The 23091-nt window shown below is 60.2% G+C and carries 22 protein-coding genes; 11 read left to right on the top strand and 11 right to left on the bottom strand.

The window, feature by feature from the left end:
• Positions 1 to 71 precede the first annotated feature (71 nt).
• Positions 72 to 521, top strand: coding sequence for a c-type cytochrome (locus tag AACY36_RS03270; RefSeq protein ID WP_339436137.1), 450 nt, complete (start codon positions 72 to 74; stop codon positions 519 to 521).
• 6 nt (positions 522 to 527) lie between these two features.
• Here AACY36_RS03270 and AACY36_RS03265 read toward each other — a convergent pair whose 3' ends face one another.
• The 5 genes from AACY36_RS03265 to AACY36_RS03245 form a co-directional block, all read right to left on the bottom strand.
• A complete protein-coding gene (locus AACY36_RS03265) occupies positions 528 to 923 on the bottom strand; it encodes a DUF1090 domain-containing protein (RefSeq protein ID WP_339415303.1) in 396 nt (131 codons plus the stop codon).
• A gap of 39 nt (positions 924 to 962) precedes the next feature.
• Positions 963 to 2627: an NAD-dependent DNA ligase LigB gene (ligB, locus tag AACY36_RS03260; RefSeq protein WP_339415304.1), complete on the bottom strand. Its 1665-nt coding sequence runs from the start codon at positions 2625 to 2627 to the stop codon at positions 963 to 965.
• Between the two features lie 95 nt (positions 2628 to 2722).
• Positions 2723 to 3073 (bottom strand): DUF1090 family protein, encoded by a 351-nt coding sequence (locus AACY36_RS03255; protein WP_049711156.1) that lies wholly within the window; start codon positions 3071 to 3073, stop codon positions 2723 to 2725.
• Between the two features lie 222 nt (positions 3074 to 3295).
• A complete protein-coding gene (gene metK, locus AACY36_RS03250) occupies positions 3296 to 4486 on the bottom strand; it encodes a methionine adenosyltransferase (RefSeq protein WP_049711157.1) in 1191 nt (396 codons plus the stop codon).
• An 18-nt stretch (positions 4487 to 4504) separates the two neighbouring features.
• Positions 4505 to 5500 carry an ArsR/SmtB family transcription factor gene (locus AACY36_RS03245; protein ID WP_339415305.1) on the bottom strand — a complete coding sequence of 332 codons (996 nt, stop codon included), beginning with the start codon at positions 5498 to 5500 and terminating at the stop codon, positions 4505 to 4507.
• A 259-nt stretch (positions 5501 to 5759) separates the two neighbouring features.
• On the opposite strand from AACY36_RS03245, the gene tkt reads away from it, so the two are divergent.
• The 6 genes from tkt to fba all read left to right on the top strand — a co-directional run bounded on the left by tkt (position 5760) and on the right by fba (position 12067).
• On the top strand, positions 5760 to 7757 hold the full coding sequence (tkt, locus tag AACY36_RS03240; protein WP_339415306.1) for a transketolase: 1998 nt from the start codon (positions 5760 to 5762) through the stop codon (positions 7755 to 7757).
• Positions 7758 to 7897: 140 nt separating this feature from the next.
• Complete coding sequence (gene epd, locus AACY36_RS03235; RefSeq protein WP_339415307.1) at positions 7898 to 8953, top strand: erythrose-4-phosphate dehydrogenase; 1056 nt, start codon at positions 7898 to 7900, stop codon at positions 8951 to 8953.
• Between the two features lie 17 nt (positions 8954 to 8970).
• Entirely contained in the window at positions 8971 to 10134 is a 1164-nt protein-coding gene (locus tag AACY36_RS03230; RefSeq protein ID WP_339496743.1) for a phosphoglycerate kinase, read from the top strand.
• Positions 10135 to 10163: 29 nt separating this feature from the next.
• Positions 10164 to 10391: a hypothetical protein gene (locus AACY36_RS03225; protein WP_339415309.1), complete on the top strand. Its 228-nt coding sequence runs from the start codon at positions 10164 to 10166 to the stop codon at positions 10389 to 10391.
• A gap of 27 nt (positions 10392 to 10418) precedes the next feature.
• Positions 10419 to 10751: an MliC family protein gene (locus tag AACY36_RS03220; protein ID WP_339415310.1), complete on the top strand. Its 333-nt coding sequence runs from the start codon at positions 10419 to 10421 to the stop codon at positions 10749 to 10751.
• Positions 10752 to 11002: 251 nt separating this feature from the next.
• On the top strand, positions 11003 to 12067 hold the full coding sequence (fba, locus tag AACY36_RS03215; protein WP_076953202.1) for a class II fructose-bisphosphate aldolase: 1065 nt from the start codon (positions 11003 to 11005) through the stop codon (positions 12065 to 12067).
• A gap of 56 nt (positions 12068 to 12123) precedes the next feature.
• On the opposite strand, the gene AACY36_RS03210 is transcribed toward fba, so the two are convergent.
• Both AACY36_RS03210 and AACY36_RS03205 read right to left on the bottom strand, forming a co-directional pair.
• A complete protein-coding gene (locus tag AACY36_RS03210; protein ID WP_339415458.1) occupies positions 12124 to 12414 on the bottom strand; it encodes a fructose-bisphosphate aldolase in 291 nt (96 codons plus the stop codon).
• A gap of 100 nt (positions 12415 to 12514) precedes the next feature.
• Positions 12515 to 13180 (bottom strand): polysaccharide lyase family 7 protein, encoded by a 666-nt coding sequence (locus AACY36_RS03205; protein WP_339415311.1) that lies wholly within the window; start codon positions 13178 to 13180, stop codon positions 12515 to 12517.
• A 310-nt stretch (positions 13181 to 13490) separates the two neighbouring features.
• On the opposite strand from AACY36_RS03205, the gene AACY36_RS03200 reads away from it, so the two are divergent.
• From AACY36_RS03200 to AACY36_RS03190, 3 genes are read left to right on the top strand one after another with little or no spacing between them, the layout of a single operon-like run.
• A complete protein-coding gene (locus AACY36_RS03200; protein ID WP_339415312.1) occupies positions 13491 to 15596 on the top strand; it encodes a putative bifunctional diguanylate cyclase/phosphodiesterase in 2106 nt (701 codons plus the stop codon).
• Positions 15597 to 15638: 42 nt separating this feature from the next.
• Positions 15639 to 16139: a M48 metallopeptidase family protein gene (locus tag AACY36_RS03195; protein ID WP_065871892.1), complete on the top strand. Its 501-nt coding sequence runs from the start codon at positions 15639 to 15641 to the stop codon at positions 16137 to 16139.
• 19 nt (positions 16140 to 16158) lie between these two features.
• The gene (locus AACY36_RS03190) at positions 16159 to 16455 is read left to right on the top strand and encodes a winged helix-turn-helix domain-containing protein (RefSeq protein WP_339415313.1); all 297 of its coding nucleotides are present in this window, start codon (positions 16159 to 16161) and stop codon (positions 16453 to 16455) included.
• A gap of 113 nt (positions 16456 to 16568) precedes the next feature.
• Here AACY36_RS03190 and AACY36_RS03185 read toward each other — a convergent pair whose 3' ends face one another.
• Complete coding sequence (locus AACY36_RS03185) at positions 16569 to 17021, bottom strand: GNAT family N-acetyltransferase (protein ID WP_339415314.1); 453 nt, start codon at positions 17019 to 17021, stop codon at positions 16569 to 16571.
• Between the two features lie 200 nt (positions 17022 to 17221).
• Here AACY36_RS03185 and AACY36_RS03180 point away from each other — a divergent pair, with 200 nt between their 5' ends.
• On the top strand, positions 17222 to 17959 hold the full coding sequence (locus tag AACY36_RS03180; protein WP_339415315.1) for a substrate-binding periplasmic protein: 738 nt from the start codon (positions 17222 to 17224) through the stop codon (positions 17957 to 17959).
• 22 nt (positions 17960 to 17981) lie between these two features.
• Here AACY36_RS03180 and yccS read toward each other — a convergent pair whose 3' ends face one another.
• The 3 genes from yccS to dbpA form a co-directional block, all read right to left on the bottom strand.
• On the bottom strand, positions 17982 to 20165 hold the full coding sequence (gene yccS / locus AACY36_RS03175) for a YccS family putative transporter (protein WP_339415316.1): 2184 nt from the start codon (positions 20163 to 20165) through the stop codon (positions 17982 to 17984).
• A 123-nt stretch (positions 20166 to 20288) separates the two neighbouring features.
• Positions 20289 to 21467 (bottom strand): NAD(P)/FAD-dependent oxidoreductase, encoded by a 1179-nt coding sequence (locus AACY36_RS03170; RefSeq protein ID WP_339415317.1) that lies wholly within the window; start codon positions 21465 to 21467, stop codon positions 20289 to 20291.
• Between the two features lie 155 nt (positions 21468 to 21622).
• Positions 21623 to 22960 carry an ATP-dependent RNA helicase DbpA gene (dbpA, locus tag AACY36_RS03165; RefSeq protein WP_231982804.1) on the bottom strand — a complete coding sequence of 446 codons (1338 nt, stop codon included), beginning with the start codon at positions 22958 to 22960 and terminating at the stop codon, positions 21623 to 21625.
• Positions 22961 to 23091 lie beyond the last annotated feature (131 nt).

Raw genomic sequence — 23091 nt, 5'->3', positions numbered from 1 at the left:
TAATAGGGCTATTGGTCTTTGCGGGCGGGGCGAGGATACTGGCCGCCGTTTCCCGCGACCTCGAAGCCACCATGAATTTTAAAAGACTGACCGTTGTACTGCTGGCCTGCCTGACACTGTCCGCCTGTGGCGGCGTTGATCCGAATTCGCCGCTGGGCCAGCGCAAGGCGATCTTCAAGCAGATGCTCAAGACCGGCGAAGACCTGGGCGGCATGTTGCGTGGGCGCATCCCGTTCGACGGCGCTAAGTTTGCCGAAGGTGCGGTCAAGCTGGATGCATTGTCCCATGAGCCGTGGAAGCATTTCCCGAGCGTGCGCGAAGAAGATCACACCAGCGCCAAGGACGATGTCTGGCAGAAACAGGCGCAATTCCAGCAATTGGCCCGCGGCCTTGAGGCGGCCACCGGTGAATTGGTGACCGCCAGCCAAGTGCAGCCTTACAAGGCGAGCAACCTGGGGCCTGCTGTGCAAAAAGTTGAAGATGCCTGCAGCGCCTGCCATAAACAGTTCCGGGACCACTGATCGGTTTTACTGGTCTAGCTCCTCCACGGCATCCTGCAGTTCCTTGCGGGATTCGGCGAGCTTGTCCTTACGTTTGTTGATCTTGTCCGCGTCGCCTTTTCTCATGGCCTTGTCCAGATCGGCCTGACGGCGGCTGACCTCATGCTTGGCGTCGAGCACCTTGTTTTCCCGCTCCTTTTTCAGGGATGCGTCGGTGCAGTTGGCGGTCACTTCGCTCAGGGCTTTTTCCAGGCCGGCTTGTTGCGCACTGTTGCCGTGGGCCTTGGCCTGTTCGATCTGGGTGCTGATGGCTTGGCGCTTGGCGGCGCAGCCGGTGAGCTGCGGTGCTTCCTCCGCAGCCAGTAGCGGAGTGGTCATGAAGCTTGCGACGGTCAACAGGGCAAGCGGTGCTAGAAATTTCATGTGGGACTCCAAGGTCGCAATCTGGTGGCCGGCTGGGGTCTAAAACCCGTCGATGCCGGCCGCGCGTAATGTGTCTGCCAAGGCCTGTACTTGCGGGTCGCGGAAAAAGGCGCTCAATTGCGCTGCGCGGCCCGGGCCGATGCCGTCGATGGCCAGCCAGGCTTGGGTATCTCTGGCGACCAGCGTCTGCCAGTCGCCTTCCAGGTTGTTACGTGCCGCAGGCGGTACACCCAAGGCTTTGAGCCATTGTGCGAAGGGCCGTTGCCGCGCGCTGTGAAGGCTTTTGAGCACTCGCGCACGGCTGCGATCACCGAAGCCATCAATGTTAGCAAGCTCTGCCGCATCCAGGGTCAACCAATCGAGAAAGCCTGCGATTAGACCGGCCTGGATTAATACGTTCCAGGTCTCGCGGCCGATGTGTGGCAAAGCGAGGCCCTCGTTGCCGCTCAGCCAGGTAAGGCGTGCCAGCAATTGTTCTTCACAACCGGGGTCCAGTTGCCAGCAGCTCAACGCGTGGAATTTTCCTGGGTTGGGCACTGGCAGCTCCGCCCTTGTGGTGTTGCGCAGAATGACCTCATCCAACCGAGGAATGACTTGGCCCGCCAGGCTGATCGAAACCTGGTCACCGGGGCGGATATCCAGCGCTTGCCAACGCTTCAATGAGCCCACGCTTACCCGGCTGATCTGCCGGTCATCCAATCGCACCGGTTCCAACGCCAGCATGGGGGTCACGCGCCCGGTGCGGCCGATCTTGAATTGCACGTTACGCACCAGCGCCAAGGCCTTGGCCGCCGGGTACTTCCAGGCAACCGCCCAGTAGGGCGCGCTGGCCTGCCAGCGATCGGCGGGTGCGCGCTGCGCCTGGTGCAACACCACCCCATCGCTGGCGAACGGCAGAGGGTGGTTGTACCAATAGGCGCGCCAGTGCGTGGCTTCGTTGGTGTCGCGGATGGGCTGGCTGTAGCGCCGGCTATCGGTGAAACCCCAGCTTGCCAGCGTGGCCAGGCGCTCGCTGAACCCTGCCGGCCCCTCAGGCCAGGCCCAGACGAACAGACCAATGCCGGCGGCGTCGGTGTCGCTTAATCGTTTGCGGTTCATCAGCCCGGCCACCTTGCTGCGGGCATTAAGCCCTCCGCTTGCCGATTGCACATGGTCGTCGAGGTGCCAATAAAGTTCGCCTTGCAGCACCACGTCGATGGGCTCTGGCAATTGCTGGACAATGCTGGGGATTTTGCGCGCGGAGGCAGACCAGTCGTGGCCCTTGACGCCATCGCCTCGGCTGATGACTTGACTCAGGCGCCCCTGGCGATACACCACAGTCACTGCAACACCGTCTACCTTGGGTTGAATCCATACATCCTCGCGCTTACCCAGCCAGCGACCGACGGCCTGTTCATCCAGCAGTTTCTCCAGACCGGTATGGGCAACGGGGTGAGGCAGGGTGCCGCGTGAACTCGCGAGAGGGTTGTCGGGCGTCGCAGTGGGCTCGGGAAAGCACCGACGCCAGTGAGCCAATCGCTGGCGCGCCTGGTCGTAAAGTTCATCAAAGACCGGGGATTGGCCAAGCCGGTGGTAGCTGTCATCCCACTGGCGGATCTGTTCGGCCAAGGTGTCGACCTGCGAGCGGGCTTCGTCCGGGCAGCCTTCGGCCCACACCCAGAAGGGTAGTGCGCTGAGTAAAAGGGCAAATAATGAACGCATCATGAGCATCCTTGCTCGGAAAGGGTGCCCAGCCTAAATGATCCGCGCGGGCACAAAAAAGCCCCGGCAGTGCGAGGCTTTTTACTGGGTGTTTCTATTTACTTGAACAGCCCGCCCAGGGCTTTCACTGCGTCGGGCTTATCGGCCTTGGCCTCTTGGTTTTGCTGCTTGGCGTCGGCTTTGGCTTGGGCTTCAGAGAGTTTGTTGCAACCTTTGTTGATCTGGTCCTGCGCGGCTTTGAAAGCCTTCACTTTCATCTTGTCCTTTTGGGCTTCGGCGGCATCGATCTTGGTTTGCAGGTCTGCAGATTGCTTCTGGCAGTCGCCGGAATTGCCGCCACCCAGTTGGGAGCCCAGGGCGCCACTCAGTGCGCTCAGGTCGGCGGCGTTTACTGGCAGGGCGAACAGGCTGAGCAGAAGAGCGGCAGGGGCGAGCGTGGAGATGCGCATGAAAAACCTCAATGTTCGATTGCCTGCGCACGTGTCTATCCCGGGCTGGCGCAGGGCAATATCCAAATAAGGTAGAGGGCCCGAGAGGGCGCGGATTCTAGAGCGCCATCATTGTGCCTTCAAGATTTGGATCCAAAAAATGTGAAAGTCATCGCGCGAGTTGCCGCGCAATAAAAAGCCCCGCCGGGCAAACCCGGCAGGGCTTTTGTGTACCGGCAGCGATTACAGGCCGGCGGCAGTCCGCAGGTCGTTGGCGCGGTCGGTTTTTTCCCAGGTGAAGGTGGTGAAGGTGTCGTCGCCGACAGTCTTCTGCGCAGGGGTACGACCGAAGTGGCCGTAGGCTGCGGTTTCCTGGTACATCGGGTGCAGCAGGTCGAGCATGGTGGTGATCGCGTAAGGGCGCAGGTCGAAGATCTCACGCACCAGTTTCACGATCTTGTCATCGCCGATCTTGCCGGTGCCGAAGGTATTCAGCGAGATCGACGTAGGCTGGGCCACGCCGATAGCGTAGGAAACCTGGATCTCGCAACGCTCGGCCAGGCCGGCAGCGACGATGTTCTTGGCCACGTAACGACCGGCGTAGGCCGCCGAACGGTCAACCTTGGAAGGGTCTTTGCCCGAGAACGCGCCACCGCCGTGACGGGCCATGCCGCCGTAGCTGTCGACGATGATCTTGCGACCGGTCAAGCCGCAGTCGCCTACCGGGCCACCGATGATGAACTGGCCAGTCGGGTTGATGTGGAACTGGGTGTCTTTGCTGAGCAGTTCGGCAGGCAGCACGTGCTTGACGATCAGCTCCATCACGCCTTCGCGCAGGTCAGCATAGGACACGTCCGGGTTGTGCTGGGTCGACAGAACCACAGCGTCGATACCGACGACTTTGCCGCCCTCATAACGGCAGGTCACCTGGGACTTGGCATCCGGACGCAACCAAGGCAGCAGGCCGGATTTACGCGCTTCGGCCTGGCGCTGCACCAGTTGGTGCGAGAAGGTGATCGGTGCTGGCATCAGCACGTCGGTTTCGTTGCTGGCGTAACCGAACATCAGGCCCTGGTCGCCGGCGCCCTGGTCTTCCGGCTTGGCACGGTCGACACCCTGGTTGATGTCCGGGGACTGCTTACCGATGATGTTCATCACGCCGCACGTCGCGCCGTCGAAGCCGACGTCGGAGCTGTTGTAGCCGATGTCGGTGATCACGTCACGAACGATCTGCTCAAGGTCAACCCAGGCAGTGGTGGTCACTTCGCCAGCGATGATCGCTACACCGGTTTTCACCAGAGTCTCGCACGCCACACGGGCGAACTTGTCTTCAGCAATGATGGCGTCCAGCACCGCGTCAGAAATCTGGTCGGCGATTTTGTCCGGATGCCCTTCAGACACGGACTCGGAGGTGAAAAGGGAGTATTCGCTCATCTCGATGTTTTCCTGATTTTACCGATGGTGAGTGTCGCCAGCCGGCCGCTGAAAATGGCGGACCTGGATCTGGAAACCATTACGTAAACCTACATAGAGGCTTTCCCCGGGAACGAGTCCCGCAGCGGTGGCCCAACGGGCCAGATCGTCCTGTTCAAAACCCAACCAGAGATCACCGCAGGCCTCCCTGGCCCAATTCTGGTTGTGGCTGCATAAATCCGTAACCAATAGGCTACCGCCGGGGTGCAGCAACCCGGCCATTTGTTTGAGCGCGTCGGCGGGGGCGGCGAAATGGTGCAAGACCATGTTCAACACCACGCAGTCGGCTTTAATCGCTGTGCTATTCAATGCATCAGCCAGTTGCAGGCGGACATTGCCCAGTGCCTCGCGCTCGCAGAGCTGGCGCGCCAGTTCGAGCATCGCCGGGCTGTTGTCCAGCGCCGTGACCTGGTGAAAACGCCGCGCCAGTTCCGGCAGGAAACCGCCATCGCCTGGGCCGACTTCTAGTGCTGTGGCCTCATCACTGAAGCTCAGCTTGTCGAGCAGCGCCAGTACGCTGTCGCGGTATTGGGCAAGGCCGGCAATCAGGTCTTGCTGGGCGCGAAACTTGTCGGCAACCCGTGCGAAAAAATCCTGGCTCGCGGCAGCCCGCTGCCCGTGGACCTGGCCGATGCGGGACTGCACATCCCCCGGCAGCTCCAGGCTGTCCACTTCTTCAAGCAGGGCGGCGTGCAGCTTGCCACCGAGCAGTTCGGTGTGGGGCAGGGCGCGGCGGTAGAAAATCGCATTGCCTTCGCGGCGGGTGGCTACCAGGTCGGCTTGGGCCAATACCTTCAAGTGGTGACTCATGCCGGACTGGCCAATGGCGAAGATCTGCGCCAGTTCCAGTACGCCAAAGGAATCGTTGGTCAGCGCGCGCAATACATTCAAACGCAGAGGATCGCCGGCGGCCTTGCACAAGGCTGCCAGTTCATCGCCGTCGTCGGGGCGCAGTGAGGGCATCGGTAGATTCATAAGGCCAGCAGTCTAGTGATGGCTGGAAAACCCCGCAAGGCCAATATCAAAAAGTTTTGATATTGGTCGATAAGTGGTGGTTACAAGCAGCCGCTATAACCTTTAGACGAACCGGTTAAAGGTTTATGCAGGGGATTGGCGTCCAAAGCACAGGAAAAACCGCCCAAGTGACTATCTGTCATTGCCCGCAAGCGGTGGCTGAGGGAAAATGCCGGTCCTTTTTTCCGTTTCTTTATATTCAAACCTCAGGAGATCAGCGATGCCCAGCCGTCGTGAGCGTGCCAACGCCATTCGTGCCCTCAGCATGGATGCCGTGCAAAAAGCCAACAGCGGCCATCCCGGTGCCCCGATGGGCATGGCGGATATCGCCGAGGTACTTTGGCGTGATTACCTGAAACACAACCCGAGCAACCCGTCGTTCGCCGACCGTGACCGCTTCGTGCTGTCCAACGGCCATGGCTCGATGCTGATCTACTCGCTGCTGCACCTGACCGGCTACGACGTCACCATCGACGATCTGAAAAGCTTCCGCCAGTTGCACAGCCGCACCCCGGGCCACCCGGAGTTCGGCTACACCCCAGGCGTCGAAACCACCACCGGTCCCCTGGGCCAAGGCCTGGCCAATGCCGTAGGTTTCGCACTGGCTGAAAAAGTCCTGGGCGCGCAATTCAACCGCCCTGGTCACGACATCGTTGATCACCACACCTACGTGTTCCTGGGTGATGGCTGCATGATGGAAGGCATTTCCCACGAAGTCGCTTCCCTGGCCGGTACCCTGGGCCTGGGCAAGCTGATCGCTTTCTACGATGACAACGGTATCTCCATCGACGGCGAAGTCGAAGGCTGGTTCACCGATGACACCCCTAAGCGTTTCGAAGCCTACAACTGGCAGGTGATCCGGAATGTCGACGGCCACGATCCGGAAGAGATCAAGACTGCCATCGACACCGCTCGCAAGAGCGCGCAGCCGACCCTGATCTGCTGCAAGACCACCATCGGCTTCGGTTCGCCGAACAAGCAAGGTAAAGAAGACTGCCACGGCGCCCCACTGGGTGACGCGGAAATCGCCCTGACCCGTGAGGCGCTGAAGTGGAACCACGGCCCGTTCGACATCCCGGCCGACATTTACGCCGAATGGGATGCCAAGGAAAAAGGCCTGGCCGCCGAAGCCGAATGGGACCAGCGTTTCGCTGCCTACTCTGCCGAATTCCCAGAGCTGGCCAATGAGCTGGTTCGTCGCCTCGCTGGCGACCTGCCTGCCGACTTCTCGGGAAAAGCCTCGGCCTACATCGCCGAAGTTGCGGCCAAGGGCGAGACCATCGCCAGCCGTAAAGCCAGCCAGAACACCCTCAACGCCTTTGGCCCGCTGCTGCCTGAGTTCCTCGGCGGTTCGGCTGACCTGGCCGGTTCCAACCTGACCCTGTGGAAAGGCTGCAAAGGTGTCTCGGCTGAAGACGCCAGCGGCAACTACATGTACTACGGCGTGCGCGAGTTCGGCATGAGCGCCATCATGAACGGCGTGTCCCTGCACGGCGGCCTGGTGCCTTACGGCGCGACCTTCCTGATGTTCATGGAGTACGCGCGCAACGCCGTACGTATGGCAGCGCTGATGAAGAAGCGTGTGATCCATGTGTACACCCATGACTCCATCGGCCTGGGCGAAGACGGCCCGACGCACCAGCCGGTCGAGCAACTGACCAGCCTGCGCACCACGCCGAACCTGGATTGCTGGCGCCCAGCCGACGCCGTCGAATCCGCCGTGGCCTGGAAGCACGCGATCGAGCGTAAGGACGGCCCTTCGGCGCTGATCTTCTCGCGTCAGAACCTGCAGCACCAAGTGCGTACCGACGCGCAGATCGCCGACATCAGCCGTGGTGGCTACGTGCTCAAGGACTGCATTGGCGAGCCGGAGCTGATCCTGATCTCCACTGGTTCCGAAGTGGGCCTGACCGTTCAGGCCTACGACAAGCTGACCGAGCAAGGCCGCAACGTACGCGTCGTGTCCATGCCGTGCACCAGCGTGTTCGAAGCCCAGGACGCGGGCTACAAGCAGTCGGTATTGCCGTTGCAGGTCAGCGCGCGTATCGCTATCGAAGCGGCGCACGCCGACTACTGGTACAAATACGTGGGCCTGGAAGGCCGCGTGATCGGCATGACCACCTACGGTGAGTCGGCGCCGGCGCCAGCATTGTTCGAAGAGTTTGGCTTTACCCTGGAAAACATCCTGGGTCAGGCTGAAGAGCTGCTGGAAGACTAAGGCTGTAGATTGAGGTGGCTGTACTGACCTCTTCGCGAGCAAGCCCGCTCCCACATTGGAGTGCAATCTAATGTGGGAGCGGGCTTGCTCGCGAAGGCGGCGGCACATTCACCCCATTACCCACGGTAATCGAGAACCCCATGCCCCAACCGCGTCCCTACAAAGTTGCACTCAACGGCTACGGCCGCATTGGTCGTTGCGTCTTGCGTGCGCTGTTCGAGCGAGGGGCGGCAGCCGGGTTTGAAATTGTCGCGATCAATGATCTGGCCGACATGGCCAGCATCGAATACCTGACACGCTTTGACTCCACCCACGGCCGGTTCCCCGGCGAAGTGCGGGTTGAGGGCGACTGTCTGCATATTAATGGTAGCTGCGTGCAAGTCTTGCGCAGTGCCACCCCCGAAGGTATCGACTGGAAAGCGCTGGGCGTCGACCTGGTGCTGGAATGCTCCGGTGTCTATCACACCCGCGCCGACGGCCAGCGTTTTATCGACGCCGGCGCACCGCGTGTACTGTTTTCCCAGCCGATGGCCAGTGAGGCGGACGTGGATGCCACCATCGTCTACGGCATCAACCAGGATTGCCTGACCGGCGCCGAGTTGCTGGTGTCCAACGCCTCCTGCACCACCAACTGCAGCGTGCCGCTGTTGCGCCTGCTGGATCAGGCGATTGGCCTGGATTACGTGTCGATCACCACGATTCACTCGGCGATGAACGACCAGCCTGTGATCGACGCCTATCATCACGAAGACTTGCGCCGCACGCGTTCGGCGTTTCAATCAGTGATTCCGGTGTCTACAGGCCTGGCGCGCGGAATCGAGCGACTGCTACCGGAACTTGCCGGGCGAATCCAGGCCAAAGCCGTACGGGTGCCGACGGTGAACGTGTCCTGTCTGGATATCACGATGCAGACCGTCAGCGACACCGATGCGACGCAGGTCAACCGAATCCTGCGCGACGCCGCCACCAGCGGTCCGCTCAAAGGTTTGTTGGCCTACACCGAGTTGCCCCACGCCAGTTGTGATTTCAATCATGACCCGCATTCGGCGATTGTCGATGCCAGCCAGACCCGCGTTTCCGGCCCCAGGCTGGTAAACATCCTGGCCTGGTTCGACAACGAATGGGGTTTTGCCAACCGAATGCTCGACGTTGCAGAGCACTATCTGCAAATAGCTTCCAAACAACCTCAACAGTAATTCAGGAACTGCGACCCATGACCGTGTTGAAGATGACCGACCTCGATCTGCAAGGTAAGCGCGTACTGATTCGCGAAGACCTCAACGTCCCAGTCAAGGACGGTGTTGTCACCAGCGATGCGCGAATCCTGGCCTCGCTGCCGACCATCAAGCTGGCCCTGGAAAAAGGCGCGGCCGTGATGGTCTGCTCCCACCTGGGTCGCCCGACCGAAGGTGAGTTCTCCGCCGAAAACAGCCTCAAGCCTGTCGCCGATTACCTGAGCAAGGCCCTGGGCCGCGACGTACCGCTGGTGGCTGACTACCTGGGTGGCATCGACGTTAAAGCCGGCGACATCGTACTGTTCGAAAACGTGCGCTTCAACAAAGGCGAGAAAAAGAACAGCGACGAACTGGCCCAGCAATACGCTGCGCTGTGCGACGTGTTCGTGATGGACGCGTTCGGCACTGCCCACCGCGCTGAAGGCTCGACCCACGGCGTGGCCAAGTTCGCCAAGGTCGCCGCTGCTGGCCCGTTGCTGGCTGCCGAACTGGATGCACTGGGCAAGGCGCTGGGGGCTCCGGCGCAACCGATGGCCGCCATCGTGGCGGGCTCCAAGGTGTCCACCAAACTGGGCGTGCTCAACAGCCTCAGCGCCATCTGCAACCAGTTGATCGTCGGCGGCGGTATTGCCAACACCTTCCTGGCCGCTGCCGGTCACCCGGTGGGCAAGTCCCTGTACGAGCCGGACCTGCTCGACACCGCCCGCGCCATTGCCGCCAAAGTCAGCGTGCCATTGCCGGTCGACGTGGTGGTTGCCAAGGAGTTTGCTGAAAGCGCCGAAGCCACCGTCAAGCTCATCGCCGATGTAGCCGACGACGATATGATCCTGGACATCGGCCCGCAAACTGCAGCCAATTTCGCTGAGTTGCTGAAGGCTTCGCAGACCATCCTGTGGAACGGTCCGGTTGGCGTGTTCGAATTCGACCAGTTCGGCAACGGCACCCAAGTGCTGGCCAAGGCCATCGCCGAAAGCTCGGCATTTTCCATCGCTGGCGGCGGCGACACCCTGGCCGCCATCGATAAATATGGCGTTGCTGATCAGATCTCCTACATTTCTACCGGTGGCGGCGCATTCCTTGAATTCGTCGAAGGCAAAGTGCTGCCTGCCGTTGAAGTGTTGGAAACCCGAGCCAAAGGTTAAGGCGCGTGATCCGGAAAAGGAGTATTCCCATGATCAAGTCATTGGCGTTGGTGATCGCAGCGGGCCTGCTGGTCGGCTGCGGTAGCACGCCAAGCACGGCGCCTGAGCCTGGAAAGCCTGGAGCGCAGCCGAAAAAAAGCTGCTACCAGGCTGACTGGCAAGCCGAGACCATGCCGGTGATTAACAAGCGAATTGGCAACGAGCGGCTGGAGCAATACGACTCCGCGCCCAACGGTCAGGAACAGGGTTGCCCTTGACGGGTCTGATCAACTTGAGGATTGGCAATGAAAAGCGCTTTCGCCCTGGCAGCCCTGGCCTTGTTGGCCGGCTGCAGTAGCATGGACATGTTTAACAAGGCAGAAACTGCCGATAAGTGGACCACCTGGACCTGCGACAGCAAGGCCGAGGTCAACTGGCGCTTTGCCAACCCGGCTAAATCCGAGGTGGATGTTCGCCTTGGCGGTTCCGCCCAGATCTACCGCCTCAAACAGGACGTGGCCGCCTCGGGCGTGCTGTATGCCAACGACCAATTGGCGTTTCACACAAAAGGTGAGGAAGGCCTGGTTTACTGGGTCGCCACGGATGATTTGATTGGGCGCGGCTGCAAGGCCCAATAGTGAGATCAATGAAAATCAAATGTGGGAGCCGGTGGGTCTGTAATGCATGTGTTAGCTGACACACCGCTTTCGCGAGCAAGCCCGCTCCCACAGTAAATCCGGTTCCAAAGTGACATAAGTTGCGAACCTGACACTGCAATAACGATTCAGCAGGCCAGGCCTACAAAACCTGACCGGCAATAACTTGAATAGCAGCCGCCGCTACGGCAGGCTTGCACGATTAACGACCCTCGACCGGGAGAGACAACACAATGGCACTTATCAGCATGCGTCAAATGCTGGACCACGCAGCCGAGTTCGGCTACGGCGTCCCAGCCTTTAACGTCAACAACCTTGAGCAGATGCGCGCCATCATGGAAGCCGCTGACAAGACCGACTCCCCCGTTATCGTCCAGGCTTCCGCCGGTGCGCGCAAATACGCCGGTGCACCGTTCCTGCGTCACCTGATCCTCGCCGCGATCGAAGAATTCCCGCACATCCCGGTGTGCATGCACCAGGACCACGGCACCAGCCCTGACGTGTGCCAGCGCTCGATCCAACTGGGCTTCAGCTCGGTGATGATGGACGGCTCCCTCGGCGAAGACGGCAAGACCCCAACCGACTACGACTACAACGTACGCGTGACCCAACAAACCGTGGCCATGGCCCACGCCTGCGGCGTGTCGGTTGAAGGCGAACTGGGTTGCCTGGGTTCCCTGGAAACCGGCATGGCCGGCGAAGAAGACGGCATCGGCGCTGAAGGCGTGCTGGATCATAGCCAAATGCTGACCGACCCTGAAGAAGCCGCCGACTTCGTGAAGAAGACCCAAGTTGACGCCCTGGCCATCGCCATCGGCACCAGCCACGGCGCCTACAAGTTCACCAAGCCACCGACCGGCGACGTACTGGCCATCGACCGCATCAAAGAAATCCACAAACGCATCCCCAACACCCACCTGGTGATGCACGGTTCGTCCTCGGTCCCGCAAGAGTGGCTGGCGATCATCAACCAGTACGGCGGCGACATTAAAGAAACCTACGGCGTGCCGGTTGAAGAGATCGTCGAAGGCATCAAGTACGGCGTGCGCAAGGTCAACATCGACACCGACCTGCGCCTGGCCTCCACCGGCGCAATGCGTCGTTTGATGGCGACCAACCCGAGCGAGTTCGACCCACGTAAATTCTTCGGCGCCACCGTGACCGCCATGCGTGATGTGTGTATCGCGCGTTATGAAGCGTTTGGTACGGCGGGTAATGCTTCGAAGATCAAGCCGGTTTCGTTGGAGGCGATGTATCAGCGGTATTTGAAAGGTGAGTTGAACGCTAAGGTGAATTAAGCCTTAGGCATTTAAAAAGAAGCCCGCAGCGATGCGGGCTTTTTTTCGGATGGACTTTATAAAGCGGCGTCAGCTGTATCGAAGCTTCGGTGCTCGATCACCCGGAATACATCACTCACGTCCTGCACCAGAATGCGCGCCGTATTGGCTACGTTGTTCAGGTCGCGTTTGCCAACGTCCTGCAGGCTGGAGCAGGCCATCAGGTTGAGGTGTTCGAGGACGGCGTTGAGACATTCTCGCAAGCAGGAATGGCGGTCCCGCAACGGGGCGTCGCTGTCGATTAAGAGCAAGGCTGCCCGCGATGGCGGCGTGTCAGTCTCTGAGGATGCCGGCTGATACACCGTCATCGCGGGCAAGCCCGGCTCCCACACGAATCGTTGGCGTATTCAAGAGTGCGAATGATCTGTGGGCTCGTTAGGACTAGGCCTACAAGACAGGAGTCGATGCTTACTCGTGATCAATATCCAATTTAGCAAACGTCACCCGCGCGCCTTCCTTGGTATTCCCACTGTTGTCCTGCACGTACGCCCCAGCCTTGAAGTACAACGGCTTTGACCCCCACGCCGCACCAATGCGTTCATTCCACTCTCCATCCGCCGCATACACACTTAGCAGCCCGGCTTTGTTGAGGTTGATCACATAGGTAAAGCTCTTCTCCAGCGGCACATTCGACGCGACGGTAATCACCCGACTTTCACCGTCATCCGGGCGCATGCGCACCTTGGCGACGATGTTGCCGGTCTGGGTTTTTTCCTTGAATTGGTACTCCAGCTTGATCAGCGGTTTCTGGCTGTCATAGGCATGGATCTGCCCGATCACTATCTTGCCGGTGGACGGTACCTGATTGACGGCCAGGGTGGCGCGCAGAAAGTTGTCCGCATCCGGATAGGTCCAGTTGCGCAGGCGCCCGTCGGCGTAGGTTTCGCGCAATTCGCTGCGCGGGTAAACGGCGTTTTCGGTGCGGGTACCGGTCACGGGTGTCCAGAATTGCACGCTGCTGCCTTCGGCCTGGAAATATTGGTCCTTGAATCCGCTCATCAGTTTGGAGGTTTCGATGGTGGCAGGCGGGGAGCCGACAGGAATGCTGAGGTTCCAGGTGGAAAGGTCAATCATGGCGTAGGCCTTTTTACAGAGAGGTGTAGGCTATGGCCCTTGGGCCAGACAAGTTCTTTATAGGTGGTGTTAACCGTCTTGTTAAATATTTTTGGCGATTTATTGGCGTCAACCAAGCGTCAAAAAGCCATGTCTCCCATGACCCGCGGGCTCCAGACACTGACCGTTAGTCGGCTTCCTGAAAATTGGCGCAATGATGGCACTGCTGTTACTTCTGATTTTTCGGAACCGAGGATAGAGTGAGGCCTCATTGTTTGTCCGGGTTTTTTCCCAGAAGTGACCGGAGCAGCTCCTAAGGAAGATTCGTAGCATGGAATGCGCTCCACACCACGGCGATGGCAATTCAGTTCTCTTGGTGGTCGATGACTATCCGGAAAACCTGATAAGCATGCGTGCACTTTTACAGCGTGACGATTGGAAGGTCGTCACTGCGAGCTCCGGCTTAGAGGCCTTGGAGTTGTTGCTGGCGCACGAAGTCGACCTGGTGTTGCTGGATGTGATGATGCCCGGCATGGATGGCTTTGAAGTGGCCCGCCTGATGCGCGGCAGCCAGCGTACGCAGATGACGCCGATCATCTTCCTCAGTGCCAACGCCCAATCTCCCGCCGCAGTGCTGGAGGGCTACGCCAGTGGCGCCATCGATTACCTGTTCAAACCCTTCGACCCGCATATGCTCAAGCCCAAGGTCCAGGCGTTGCTGGAGCATCAGCGCAATCGCCGGGCCTTGCAGCGCCTGAGTCATGATTTGGAGTCCGCTCGCGCCTTTAATGCCTCGGTGTTGGATAACGCCGCCGAAGGCATCCTTGTGGTGAGTGAGGAGGGCGTGATCGAGTACGCCAACCCGGCGATATCACGCTTGCTCAATGCCACGATGGACGAACTGCAGGGCCAGGAGTTCCTGGGGTTCCTGCAAAAACCTCATGTGCCGACCTGGCCGGACTCGCTGATGTATGCCGCTTACCGCCAGAGTGACACCTGGCGCCTGCACGATGCGCTCCTGCGTACCAATCGTGGCCAGCAGGTGCCGGTTGCGTTGTCTTGCGCGCCGTTGCCCGCCGAGCAGAAGGCGATGGTAGTGACGGTGCTGGACATGTCCGAGGTTCGCCACCTGCATCAGCAACTGGAGTTCCAGGCCGTTACGGATCCGTTGACCGGGCTGCTGAACCGGCGCGGTTTCCACCAGGCAGTGGAGAACACCCTGCTGCGCAGCGAGCGAACTGACCAGGCCCTGGTGTTGCTGTACCTGGACCTGGATGGCTTCAAACGGGTCAACGACTCCCTGGGGCATGACGCAGGCGACCGGGTACTGCGTTGGGTGTCGGAGCAATTGCAGCGTTGCCTGCGCTCCTACGACATTCTCGGGCGCATGGGCGGCGATGAATTCACCGCGCTGCTGGAGTTGGAATTCCCAGAACAGGCGGCGAAGATTGCGGAAAAACTGATCGAGCGTGTGTCGATCTGCCATCAGGTGGACGGCCTGGACGTGATGCTCGGCGTCAGTATTGGTATCGCTACTTTTCCGGATTGCGGCTCGGACTTGAATGGCCTGATGCGCGCCGCCGACATCGCCATGTACGAGGCCAAGCGGGCGGGCCGTCAGCAGTATCGCTATTACGACCAGGAAATGAACGGCCGCGCCCGTTCGCGCCTGATGCTGGAAGACAGCGTGCGCACGGCGATACACAACAAGGATTTCATCTTGGTGTATCAGCCTCAGGTGTCCCTGGATGACGGGCGTTTGCGCGGTGTCGAAGCACTGTTGCGCTGGCAGCATCCGAGTGTTGGCGATGTGCCGCCTGGGTTGTTCTTGCCGTTGCTGGAAGAAGCGCGGTTGATCAGCCAACTGAGCGCCTGGATTTACCAGCAGGTCGCCGCCCAGCGTCAGGCATGGCAAGCCAGCTTTGATGATGAGCTGGTGCTGAGCGTGAGCCTGAGCAGTAACCAGTTCAATATGCCCAACCTGGCGACCCAACTGCAGCAGGTACTCGATCGACATGGGTTGCAGGGGCGCCAGCTGGAGGTGGAAATCAGCGAAGAAAGCCTGATGAGTAACCTGGAAGAGTCGACCAAGCAACTGAAGTTGCTGCGCCAGCTCGGTGTGCGCACTGCGCTGGACGATTTTGGTTTAGGCAACTGTTCCCTGGCGCATCTTCGCGATTTAGCGTTCGACACCCTCAAGCTCGACCCGCAATTGGTCGCTCGCTTGCCGGGCTCCGCACGGGATGCGGTGATGGCCCGTAGCATTATCGAGCTATGCGGGCATTTCGATGTGCTGGTGATCGCCGAAGGCGTAGAAACCCAAGAACAGGCTCAATGGCTCAGGGCCAATGGGTGCGCGTTTATCCAGGGCCCATTGGCGGCGCAGCCATTGATGGCCGAGGAAGTCGCCAACTGGTCGCGCGCCCGCGTGCGCTGAATTCGCTACACTGGCGCCCATCCGAACCCTGTTGCAGACCCCATGACCGCGCTGAAGTACCTCCAGGCTTATCCCACCGCTCTCCAAGAGCAAGTGCGCCAGCTGATCGCCAAGGACCAGCTGGGTGCTTACTTGGAGCAACGTTACCCTGAACGCCACGCCGTGCAGAGCGACAAGGCCCTGTACGCCTACGCGTTGGCCTTGAAGCAGGAACACCTGCGTAATGCGCCGGCCATCGACAAAGTGTTGTTCGATAACCGCCTGGACCTGACTCATCGCGCTCTCGGCCTGCACACCACGATCTCGCGGGTGCAGGGCGGCAATTTGAAATCCAAGAAAGAGATCCGCATTGCTGCGCTGTTCAAGGAGGCCGCGCCAGAGTTCCTGCGCATGATCGTGGTACACGAACTGGCCCACTTCAAGGAATCGGACCACAACAAGGCGTTCTACAAACTCTGTGAGTACATGATGCCGGGCTACCACCAGGTGGAATTCGACCTGCGGGTCTACCTCACGTACCGCGACCTGCAGGGCAAACCCTGACCGCACAAGGCGACCGACGATGGATGTGAGCAAGACCAAGAGCAGCTTTTACCGCCGCCTGTATGTGGCCTACCTGATCGACAGTGGGCAGGCGAGCAACGTCCCGGCGCTGACCGACACCACCGGCATGCCCCGGCGCACGGCGCAGGATACGATTGCGGCGTTGGCCGACCTGGATATCGTGTGTGAGTTCGAGCAGGAGGACGGTGCGCGCAATCATGCGGGGCACTATCGGATTCGCAGCTGGGGGGCGATTGATCGGGTTTGGATCGAGGAGAATCTGGCGGTGATCAAGCAGGTGTTGGGGTATCCCTGAAGGTCGGCGCTGTCTGGGCTGACGCCTTCGCGAGCAAGCCCGCACACATTCGACCGCATTCCAAAGGTAGTAACCGGTCAAATGTGGGAGCGGGCTTGCTCGCGAAGAGGCCCTCAAGCGCGCCGCATTCCAATATGTGGAATGTCATCTTCCAAATACTCCTCACCCGCCACCACGAACCCATACCGCTCGTAGTACCCCTGCAAATGCGCCTGGGCTGACAGAAACATCGGCGTCTGCGGCCATATATCGGCAATCCGCTCTAGCGTCTCTTCCATCATCCGATGCCCCAGTCCGGTGCCGCGCGCCACGGGCGCCACAATCACTCGGCCGATCACCACATCGCCGCCCTGGGACTCCGGGTCCAGCAGGCGCAGGTACGCCACGAGTTGATCATCCTGCCAGGCCATCAGGTGGTGGGTGTCGCCCGACAAGTCCTGCCCGTCGAGATCCTGGTAAAGGCATTTTTGCTCCACGACAAAGACCTCGTTGCGCAAGCGCAAGATGGCGTAAAGCTGCTCCTTGCCCAAGTCGTCGTGATGTTTGCAGACCCATTCAACTGTCATGACGTGTTCTCTTATAAATGTCTGTTCCGGATAGTAAGCGCGACCGCCGCGTGTGTCTAAATTCGTTATTTTTGTGAGTGAAATCAAATTGCCATCATTGAGTGCGCTCGGCACCGGTTTCTTTGTGTAATCTGAGCTACTGTTAGAACCTCAGGCGCTGCCTGAGCTAAGGCCACCGCCTGCCTGCCTAGGACTTGAGCATGCCGCGATTCTCTCGTGCCGTTGCTTTGATTGGACTGTTGTTGCTGGCCCAGCCGGCCTTTGCACAGCGTTTGCGCCTGGTAGCGGATGCGTGGCCACCTTTTACTGACGCCACGTTGATCAACGGCGGGCTTGCCACCGATATCGTCAGCACCGCGTTGGCCCGTGCGGGGTATGCCAGTGATTTTGAACAGGTGCCCTGGGCCCGTGCGTTGATGGGCGTGGGCGATGGGCGCTACGACGTGCTGGTCAACGCCTGGTATGACGATGCCCGCACTCAACTGGGGCATTTCTCCGGCGAGTACCTGCTCAACCGCGTGCGTTTCATCAAGCGCCGCGACGACCCCATCGATTTCCAGAACCTTGAGCAACTGCACGACTACCCCATCGCTGTGGTGCGCGGGTATGCCTATTCGGCGGCGTTCGATGGGGATGCGCAGTTGCAGAAAGTCCCTGTGCATAACTTCGCCATGGCCGTGCGCATGCTCGCGGCGCAGCGGGTTCGGATGACCGTGGAGGATGAATATGTGGCGCGTTTTTACCTTTCCCGGGAGTCGGCACGGGTGCGCGATGCGGTGGAGTTTTTACCCAAGCCGCTGAGTCAAAACAGCCTGCATATTCTGGTCAGCCTGAAAAACCCTGAGCATGCGCAGATTGTCGCCAGCTTTGATCGGGAAATTGCCAGGATGAAGGCGGATGGGAGTTATGCGCGATTGATGAAGCAGCATGGGATGTAGGGCTCTTGCTAGCGAAAGCGGTCTAGGCCGCGCTGGTGTCTTTGATCAGATGCGCCGCCAACGTGCGCAGCGGCCCCAACTGCCGACAAATCAACGCCAACTGCGTCTGCACCAACCGCTGCCCTTCATCAATCTCATCCTGCATCTGCTCCAGATCGGCCGCCAACGCTTCCTCGGCATCGCTTTGAATCGCAATCGGTTGTTTGTTCGCCAGCGCTGTAGCGACTTCATCGATGCTCGCCGCCAAGGTATTACCGGCGCCGTCGATCAGGTGTTCGCGCACCTCGGCCGGCAACTGTGTTTCGCGATGCGCGCCCAGCCCTGACAAGTAACTGAGCAAGGTGTGCGAGAGCACCAGGAAGCGGAAACCCACGTCCGCCTCCTTCCGGAAGTGCCCCGGCTCCATCAGCATGTTCGCCAAGGTGGTGGACAGCGCCGCATCGGCGTTGTGCGCATTGCGACGGGCCAGGCGGTAGGCCAGGTCGTCGCGCTTGCCGGCGGCGTATTGCTGCATGATCTGGCGCAGGTAGATGCTGTTGCAGGTCAGTGTGTTGGCCAGCACCTTGTTCAGGCGTCGGCCCTGCCAGTCCGGCAGGAACAGGAATACCGCCAGGCCCGCAATCAAGCTGCCGAGCAAGGTATCGAACAGGCGTGGCAGGAATAGCCCGTAACCATCACCCACCTGGTTGAAGCAGAACAGCACCATCAGGGTGATGGCGGCCGTGGCCAGCGTGTAGCGGGTAGTACGGTTGATAAAGAACACCAGGCCGGCGGCGATGGCGAACATCGACTGCACCAGGGGGCTCGGGAACAGGTCGAACAGTGCCCAGGCCACAGTGAGGCCGATGGCGGTGCCGATGATCCGTTGGCCGAGCTTGCGCCGTGTCGCGCCGTAGTTGGGCTGGCACACGAACAGCGTGGTGAGGATGATCCAGTAGCCTTGGGAGGCGTGGATGGCATGCAGGGTGCCGTAGCCAATGGTCAACGCCAGGGACAGGCGCAAGGCATGGCGGAACAGCAGTGATGTCGGCGTGAGTTGGGTGCGCAACCGCGTCCACATTTCCTTGAGGTTGCGCGGAGCACGGTCCAGCAGGTTGCTGTCGGTGGCATCAGCCAGCCTGTCGGGGTTACTGGCGTCGCCCAGCAGGCGGTCGAGTGTGGACAGGTTGGCCGCGAGGGCGCGCAACGACCGCAGCAGGCCGCGCCAGGCCGGGTTGCTCTGGATGCGCAGGTGTTCCAGCGACGCATTCAAGTCGCCCAGCGCTTCGGCGAAGCTGTCGTCATAGATGAACGGTTGGCGCAGTTGGATCGACTCGGCGAGGGCCTGACAGGCCTTGCCCTGTTGGCGCAGCAGGCGCTGGCAACGGAACAGCACATCACTGTGGAAGAAGGCTTCGGCCAGCGCGTTGTAAGGGTAGTGGGATGAGCTGGCGCGTTCGTGGATGTCCTGGGCGAGGAAGTACAGCTTCAGGTAACGGCTGACTTTCGAGCCTGGGCGGCCATTGCCCACGCGGTGCAGGATGATTTCCTTCGCCGCATTGAGCGCCGCCACCACCCGGCCGTTTTGCTGGGCCAGTTCCAGGCGTCGCGCCTCTACATCCAGCTGGCGAATCGGTTCAAACAGTGACGACTTGAGCTTGAGGTAACGCCCCAGTTCGCGAAACAGCCGTGCCAGGCTCTGCTGCACCGGCTGGTTGGAAAACAGCGCCTGCCACAGGACTGACAGCACGCCGTACCAGGCGGCGCCGGCCACCAGCAGCAGCGGCTCGTGCCAGAAATCGGAGACGGCGCCACCGCGTTGGTCCACACCGATCATGGTGTACACCGACAAAATCAATGTCGCCGAGGCAATCGCGCCATAACGTTCGCCCAAGGCGCCGAGCATGGTCAGGCAGAAGGTGGCCAGGGCCAGGGAGATCGCGAAAATCCAGGGATAAGGGAACAGCAGTTCCACCGACAGCGCGGCAATGCTGAAACACACCAGCGTCACTGCCAGGGCGTTGAGGCGGCCCTGCCAACTGTCGTCGGTCTCGGCCAGGGCGCTGGCGATAATCCCCAGGAACAGCGGGATCAGCAGCGTCATTTCATCCTGATACCAGCACAACGCCATGCTGCCGGTGAGGGCGATGAACACCCGTATGCTGTAGCTGAATTTATCCAGCGCCCACAGGCGCCGCATGGACTGCTTGAACGAGGTCGATGACATGAAGGCTGGAGTCTTCCGGGACGATGCCGTTAAATTGAGCCAGTAATGACGCCACGGCAAGGGTGGTGATCACATCTGACAGCAAATTATTCACTGGCACACCACATGTTTTACCGCATTGTGTCAGGCATATTGTGCGGCCGCGTAACCTGAGGCCCACGCCCACTGGAAGTTAAAGCCACCCAGGTGACCGGTCACATCCAACACTTCACCAATAAAGTACAAACCGGGGCTTTTCAGCGACTCCATGGTCTTGGAAGACACTTCCCGCGTGTCCACCCCACCCAACGTCACTTCGGCCGTGCGATAGCCCTCGGTGCCCGCCGGCACCAGTTGCCAACTGCCGAGCTTTTGCGCGATATCGGCAATCTCGGCGTGGGTGTACTGCTTCATCGGCTTGGACACAAACCAGGTCTCTGCCAGCAGGTTGGCCATCTTCTTGGTGAAGATCTCGCCCAGCAGGGTTTTCAGCTCGCTGTTAGGGCGCTCGGTCTGTTGCTGTTGCAGCCAACTGTGGGCGTCGTGGTCAGGCAGCAGGTTGATCTCCACCGTGTCGCCGGACTCCCAGTAAGAGGAAATCTGCAGAATCGCCGGCCCGCTCAGGCCGCGGTGGGTAAACAGGATGTTCTCGCGAAAGCTCTGGTCGTTGCAGCTGACCAGGCAATCCACCGAGGTGCCGGACAGCTCTGCGCACAAGTCCTTGAGCTGGTCGGTGATGGTGAACGGCACAAGCCCGGCGCGGGTCGGTAGCAACTCATGACCGAATTGCTTGGCGACTTGATAGCCGAAACCGGTCGCGCCGAGGGTTGGAATCGACAAGCCGCCCGTGGCAATCACCAAAGACTCGCAGCGCAGCTCACCCAGCGTGGTCTGCAACTGGTAACCATTGTCGACTTTGGCAATCTCCTGGATCGACGTGTCCAGGTGCATGCTCACACCGGTCTGGATGCACTCGTCCAGCAGCATCCCGAGAATGTCGCTGGACTTGTTATCGCAGAACAGCTGGCCGAGCTTTTTCTCGTGGTACGGCACGCCGTGCTTGGCCACCAGACCGATAAAATCCCACTGGGTGTAGCGCGCCAGGGCGGACTTGCAGAAGTGCGCGTTGTGCGAAAGAAAATTGGCCGGCTCGGTGTACATATTGGTGAAATTGCAGCGGCCACCGCCGGACATCAGGATCTTCTTGCCGGCCTTGTTCGCATGGTCGATCAGCATCACCTTGCGCCCACGCCCGGCGGCGGTCAGTGCGCACATCAAGCCTGCGGCGCCGGCGCCAATGATCACAACTTCGGTCGAGCGCAAAACGGTGTCCTCGTACATTTTCTGATTTGGAATACAGTCAAATGTGGGAGCGGGCTTGCTCGCGAAGGCGGTGTGTCAGTCATTATATTTTTGACTGATATACCGCCTTCGCGAGCAAGCCCGCACACATCGGATCTCCATTGGACGGGAAAGCTTTACAGGATCCGCACGCGCAACGAACGGCCTTTGATCTTGCCATCATTCAAGCGCTGCAATGCCTGCTTGGCGATCCCGCGCTCCACGGCCACGAACGCCTGGAAATCAAAGATCGCGATCTTGCCAACCTGGGCCCCCGGAATGCCCGCATCACCGGTCAGCGCGCCGAGGATGTCGCCTGGGCGAACCTTGTCTTTGCGCCCGGCAGCAATGCACAGGGTGCTCATCACCGGCAGCAACGGACCACCGCTTTGTGGCTTGAGGTTGTCCAGTTGGTCCCAGTTCAACGGCGACTTCTGCAACTGCTCGATCGCCTGGGCGCGGTGCGCTTCTGACGGTGCAACCAGGCTGATCGCGATGCCGGTCTCACCGGCACGACCGGTACGGCCGACGCGGTGGATGTGGATTTCCGAGTCGCGGGCCAGTTCGACGTTGATCACCATGTCCAGCGAGTCAATGTCCAGGCCACGGGCGGCCACGTCGGTCGCTACCAGCACCGAGGTACTGCGGTTGGCGAACATCGCCAACACTTGGTCACGGTCACGCTGTTCCAGATCGCCATGCAGGCCAACGGCGCTGATGCCCTTGGACGTCAGGTGATCCACGGTTTCCTGCACTTGCTGCTTGGTAAAGCAGAACGCCACGCACGATGCCGGGCGGAAGTGCGCCAGTACCTTGGTCACGGCGTCCATGCGCTCTTCCGGCGAGATCTCGTAGAAACGCTGCTCGATCTGGTCGTCGGAGTGGAAGGCTTCGGCCTTCACTTGTTGCGGCGCCCGCATGAATTTCGAGGCCAACTGCTTGATGCTCACCGGGTAGGTGGCCGAGAACAGTAGGGTCTGGCGGCGCGGCGGGGTCTTGCTGATGATGTCTTCGATGGCGTCGTAGAAGCCCATATCGAGCATGCGGTCGGCTTCGTCGAGAATCAGCGTGTTCAGGCCGTCGAGTACCAGCGAACCCTTGCGCAGGTGCTGCTGGATGCGGCCTGGGGTGCCGACGATGACGTGGGCGCCGTGTTCCAGGGACGCGATCTGTGGGCCGAGGGACACGCCGCCGCACAGGGTCAGCACCTTGATGTTGTCTTCGGCACGGGCCAGGCGACGGATTTCCTTGGCGACCTGGTCGGCCAGCTCACGGGTCGGGCACATCACCAGGGCCTGGCAGCCGAAGTAGCGCGGGTTGATCGGGTTCAACAGGCCGATGCCGAACGCAGCGGTCTTGCCGCTGCCGGTCTTGGCCTGGGCAATCAGGTCCAGCCCTTTGAGGATCACCGGCAAGCTTTGCGCCTGGATCTGCGTCATCTCGACATAACCCAGCGAGTCGAGGTTAGCCAGCATGGCGGCGGACAGGGGCAAAGTATTAAAAGCGGTGGCGATGGTAGTCACGGGACTGGCTCTGCAAAACAAAATGTCGCGCAGTGTAGCAGGCCCCTTTGAGTTTCTTTATATGTTCTCGACGAGGAGCAGGG

Origin of the sequence: Pseudomonas sp. EA_15y_Pfl1_P101, assembly GCF_963970835.1 — a bacterium.
In the GTDB taxonomy this organism is placed as follows: Bacteria; Pseudomonadota; Gammaproteobacteria; order Pseudomonadales; family Pseudomonadaceae; genus Aquipseudomonas; species Aquipseudomonas tritici.
This window is presented reverse-complemented; position numbering and strand designations above follow the sequence as displayed.

Coding starts and splice junctions, on each gene's coding strand:
- AACY36_RS03270 (WP_339436137.1), top strand. CDS start 72: ATGAATTTTAAAAGACTGACCGTTGTACTGCTGGCCTGCCTGACACTG.
- AACY36_RS03265 (WP_339415303.1), bottom strand. CDS start 923: ATGAAATTTCTAGCACCGCTTGCCCTGTTGACCGTCGCAAGCTTCATG.
- ligB (WP_339415304.1), bottom strand. CDS start 2,627: ATGATGCGTTCATTATTTGCCCTTTTACTCAGCGCACTACCCTTCTGG.
- AACY36_RS03255 (WP_049711156.1), bottom strand. CDS start 3,073: ATGCGCATCTCCACGCTCGCCCCTGCCGCTCTTCTGCTCAGCCTGTTC.
- metK (WP_049711157.1), bottom strand. CDS start 4,486: ATGAGCGAATACTCCCTTTTCACCTCCGAGTCCGTGTCTGAAGGGCAT.
- AACY36_RS03245 (WP_339415305.1), bottom strand. CDS start 5,500: ATGAATCTACCGATGCCCTCACTGCGCCCCGACGACGGCGATGAACTG.
- tkt (WP_339415306.1), top strand. CDS start 5,760: ATGCCCAGCCGTCGTGAGCGTGCCAACGCCATTCGTGCCCTCAGCATG.
- epd (WP_339415307.1), top strand. CDS start 7,898: ATGCCCCAACCGCGTCCCTACAAAGTTGCACTCAACGGCTACGGCCGC.
- AACY36_RS03230 (WP_339496743.1), top strand. CDS start 8,971: ATGACCGTGTTGAAGATGACCGACCTCGATCTGCAAGGTAAGCGCGTA.
- AACY36_RS03225 (WP_339415309.1), top strand. CDS start 10,164: ATGATCAAGTCATTGGCGTTGGTGATCGCAGCGGGCCTGCTGGTCGGC.
- AACY36_RS03220 (WP_339415310.1), top strand. CDS start 10,419: ATGAAAAGCGCTTTCGCCCTGGCAGCCCTGGCCTTGTTGGCCGGCTGC.
- fba (WP_076953202.1), top strand. CDS start 11,003: ATGGCACTTATCAGCATGCGTCAAATGCTGGACCACGCAGCCGAGTTC.
- AACY36_RS03210 (WP_339415458.1), bottom strand. CDS start 12,414: ATGACGGTGTATCAGCCGGCATCCTCAGAGACTGACACGCCGCCATCG.
- AACY36_RS03205 (WP_339415311.1), bottom strand. CDS start 13,180: ATGATTGACCTTTCCACCTGGAACCTCAGCATTCCTGTCGGCTCCCCG.
- AACY36_RS03200 (WP_339415312.1), top strand. CDS start 13,491: ATGGAATGCGCTCCACACCACGGCGATGGCAATTCAGTTCTCTTGGTG.
- AACY36_RS03195 (WP_065871892.1), top strand. CDS start 15,639: ATGACCGCGCTGAAGTACCTCCAGGCTTATCCCACCGCTCTCCAAGAG.
- AACY36_RS03190 (WP_339415313.1), top strand. CDS start 16,159: ATGGATGTGAGCAAGACCAAGAGCAGCTTTTACCGCCGCCTGTATGTG.
- AACY36_RS03185 (WP_339415314.1), bottom strand. CDS start 17,021: ATGACAGTTGAATGGGTCTGCAAACATCACGACGACTTGGGCAAGGAG.
- AACY36_RS03180 (WP_339415315.1), top strand. CDS start 17,222: ATGCCGCGATTCTCTCGTGCCGTTGCTTTGATTGGACTGTTGTTGCTG.
- yccS (WP_339415316.1), bottom strand. CDS start 20,165: ATGTCATCGACCTCGTTCAAGCAGTCCATGCGGCGCCTGTGGGCGCTG.
- dbpA (WP_231982804.1), bottom strand. CDS start 22,960: ATGCTGGCTAACCTCGACTCGCTGGGTTATGTCGAGATGACGCAGATC.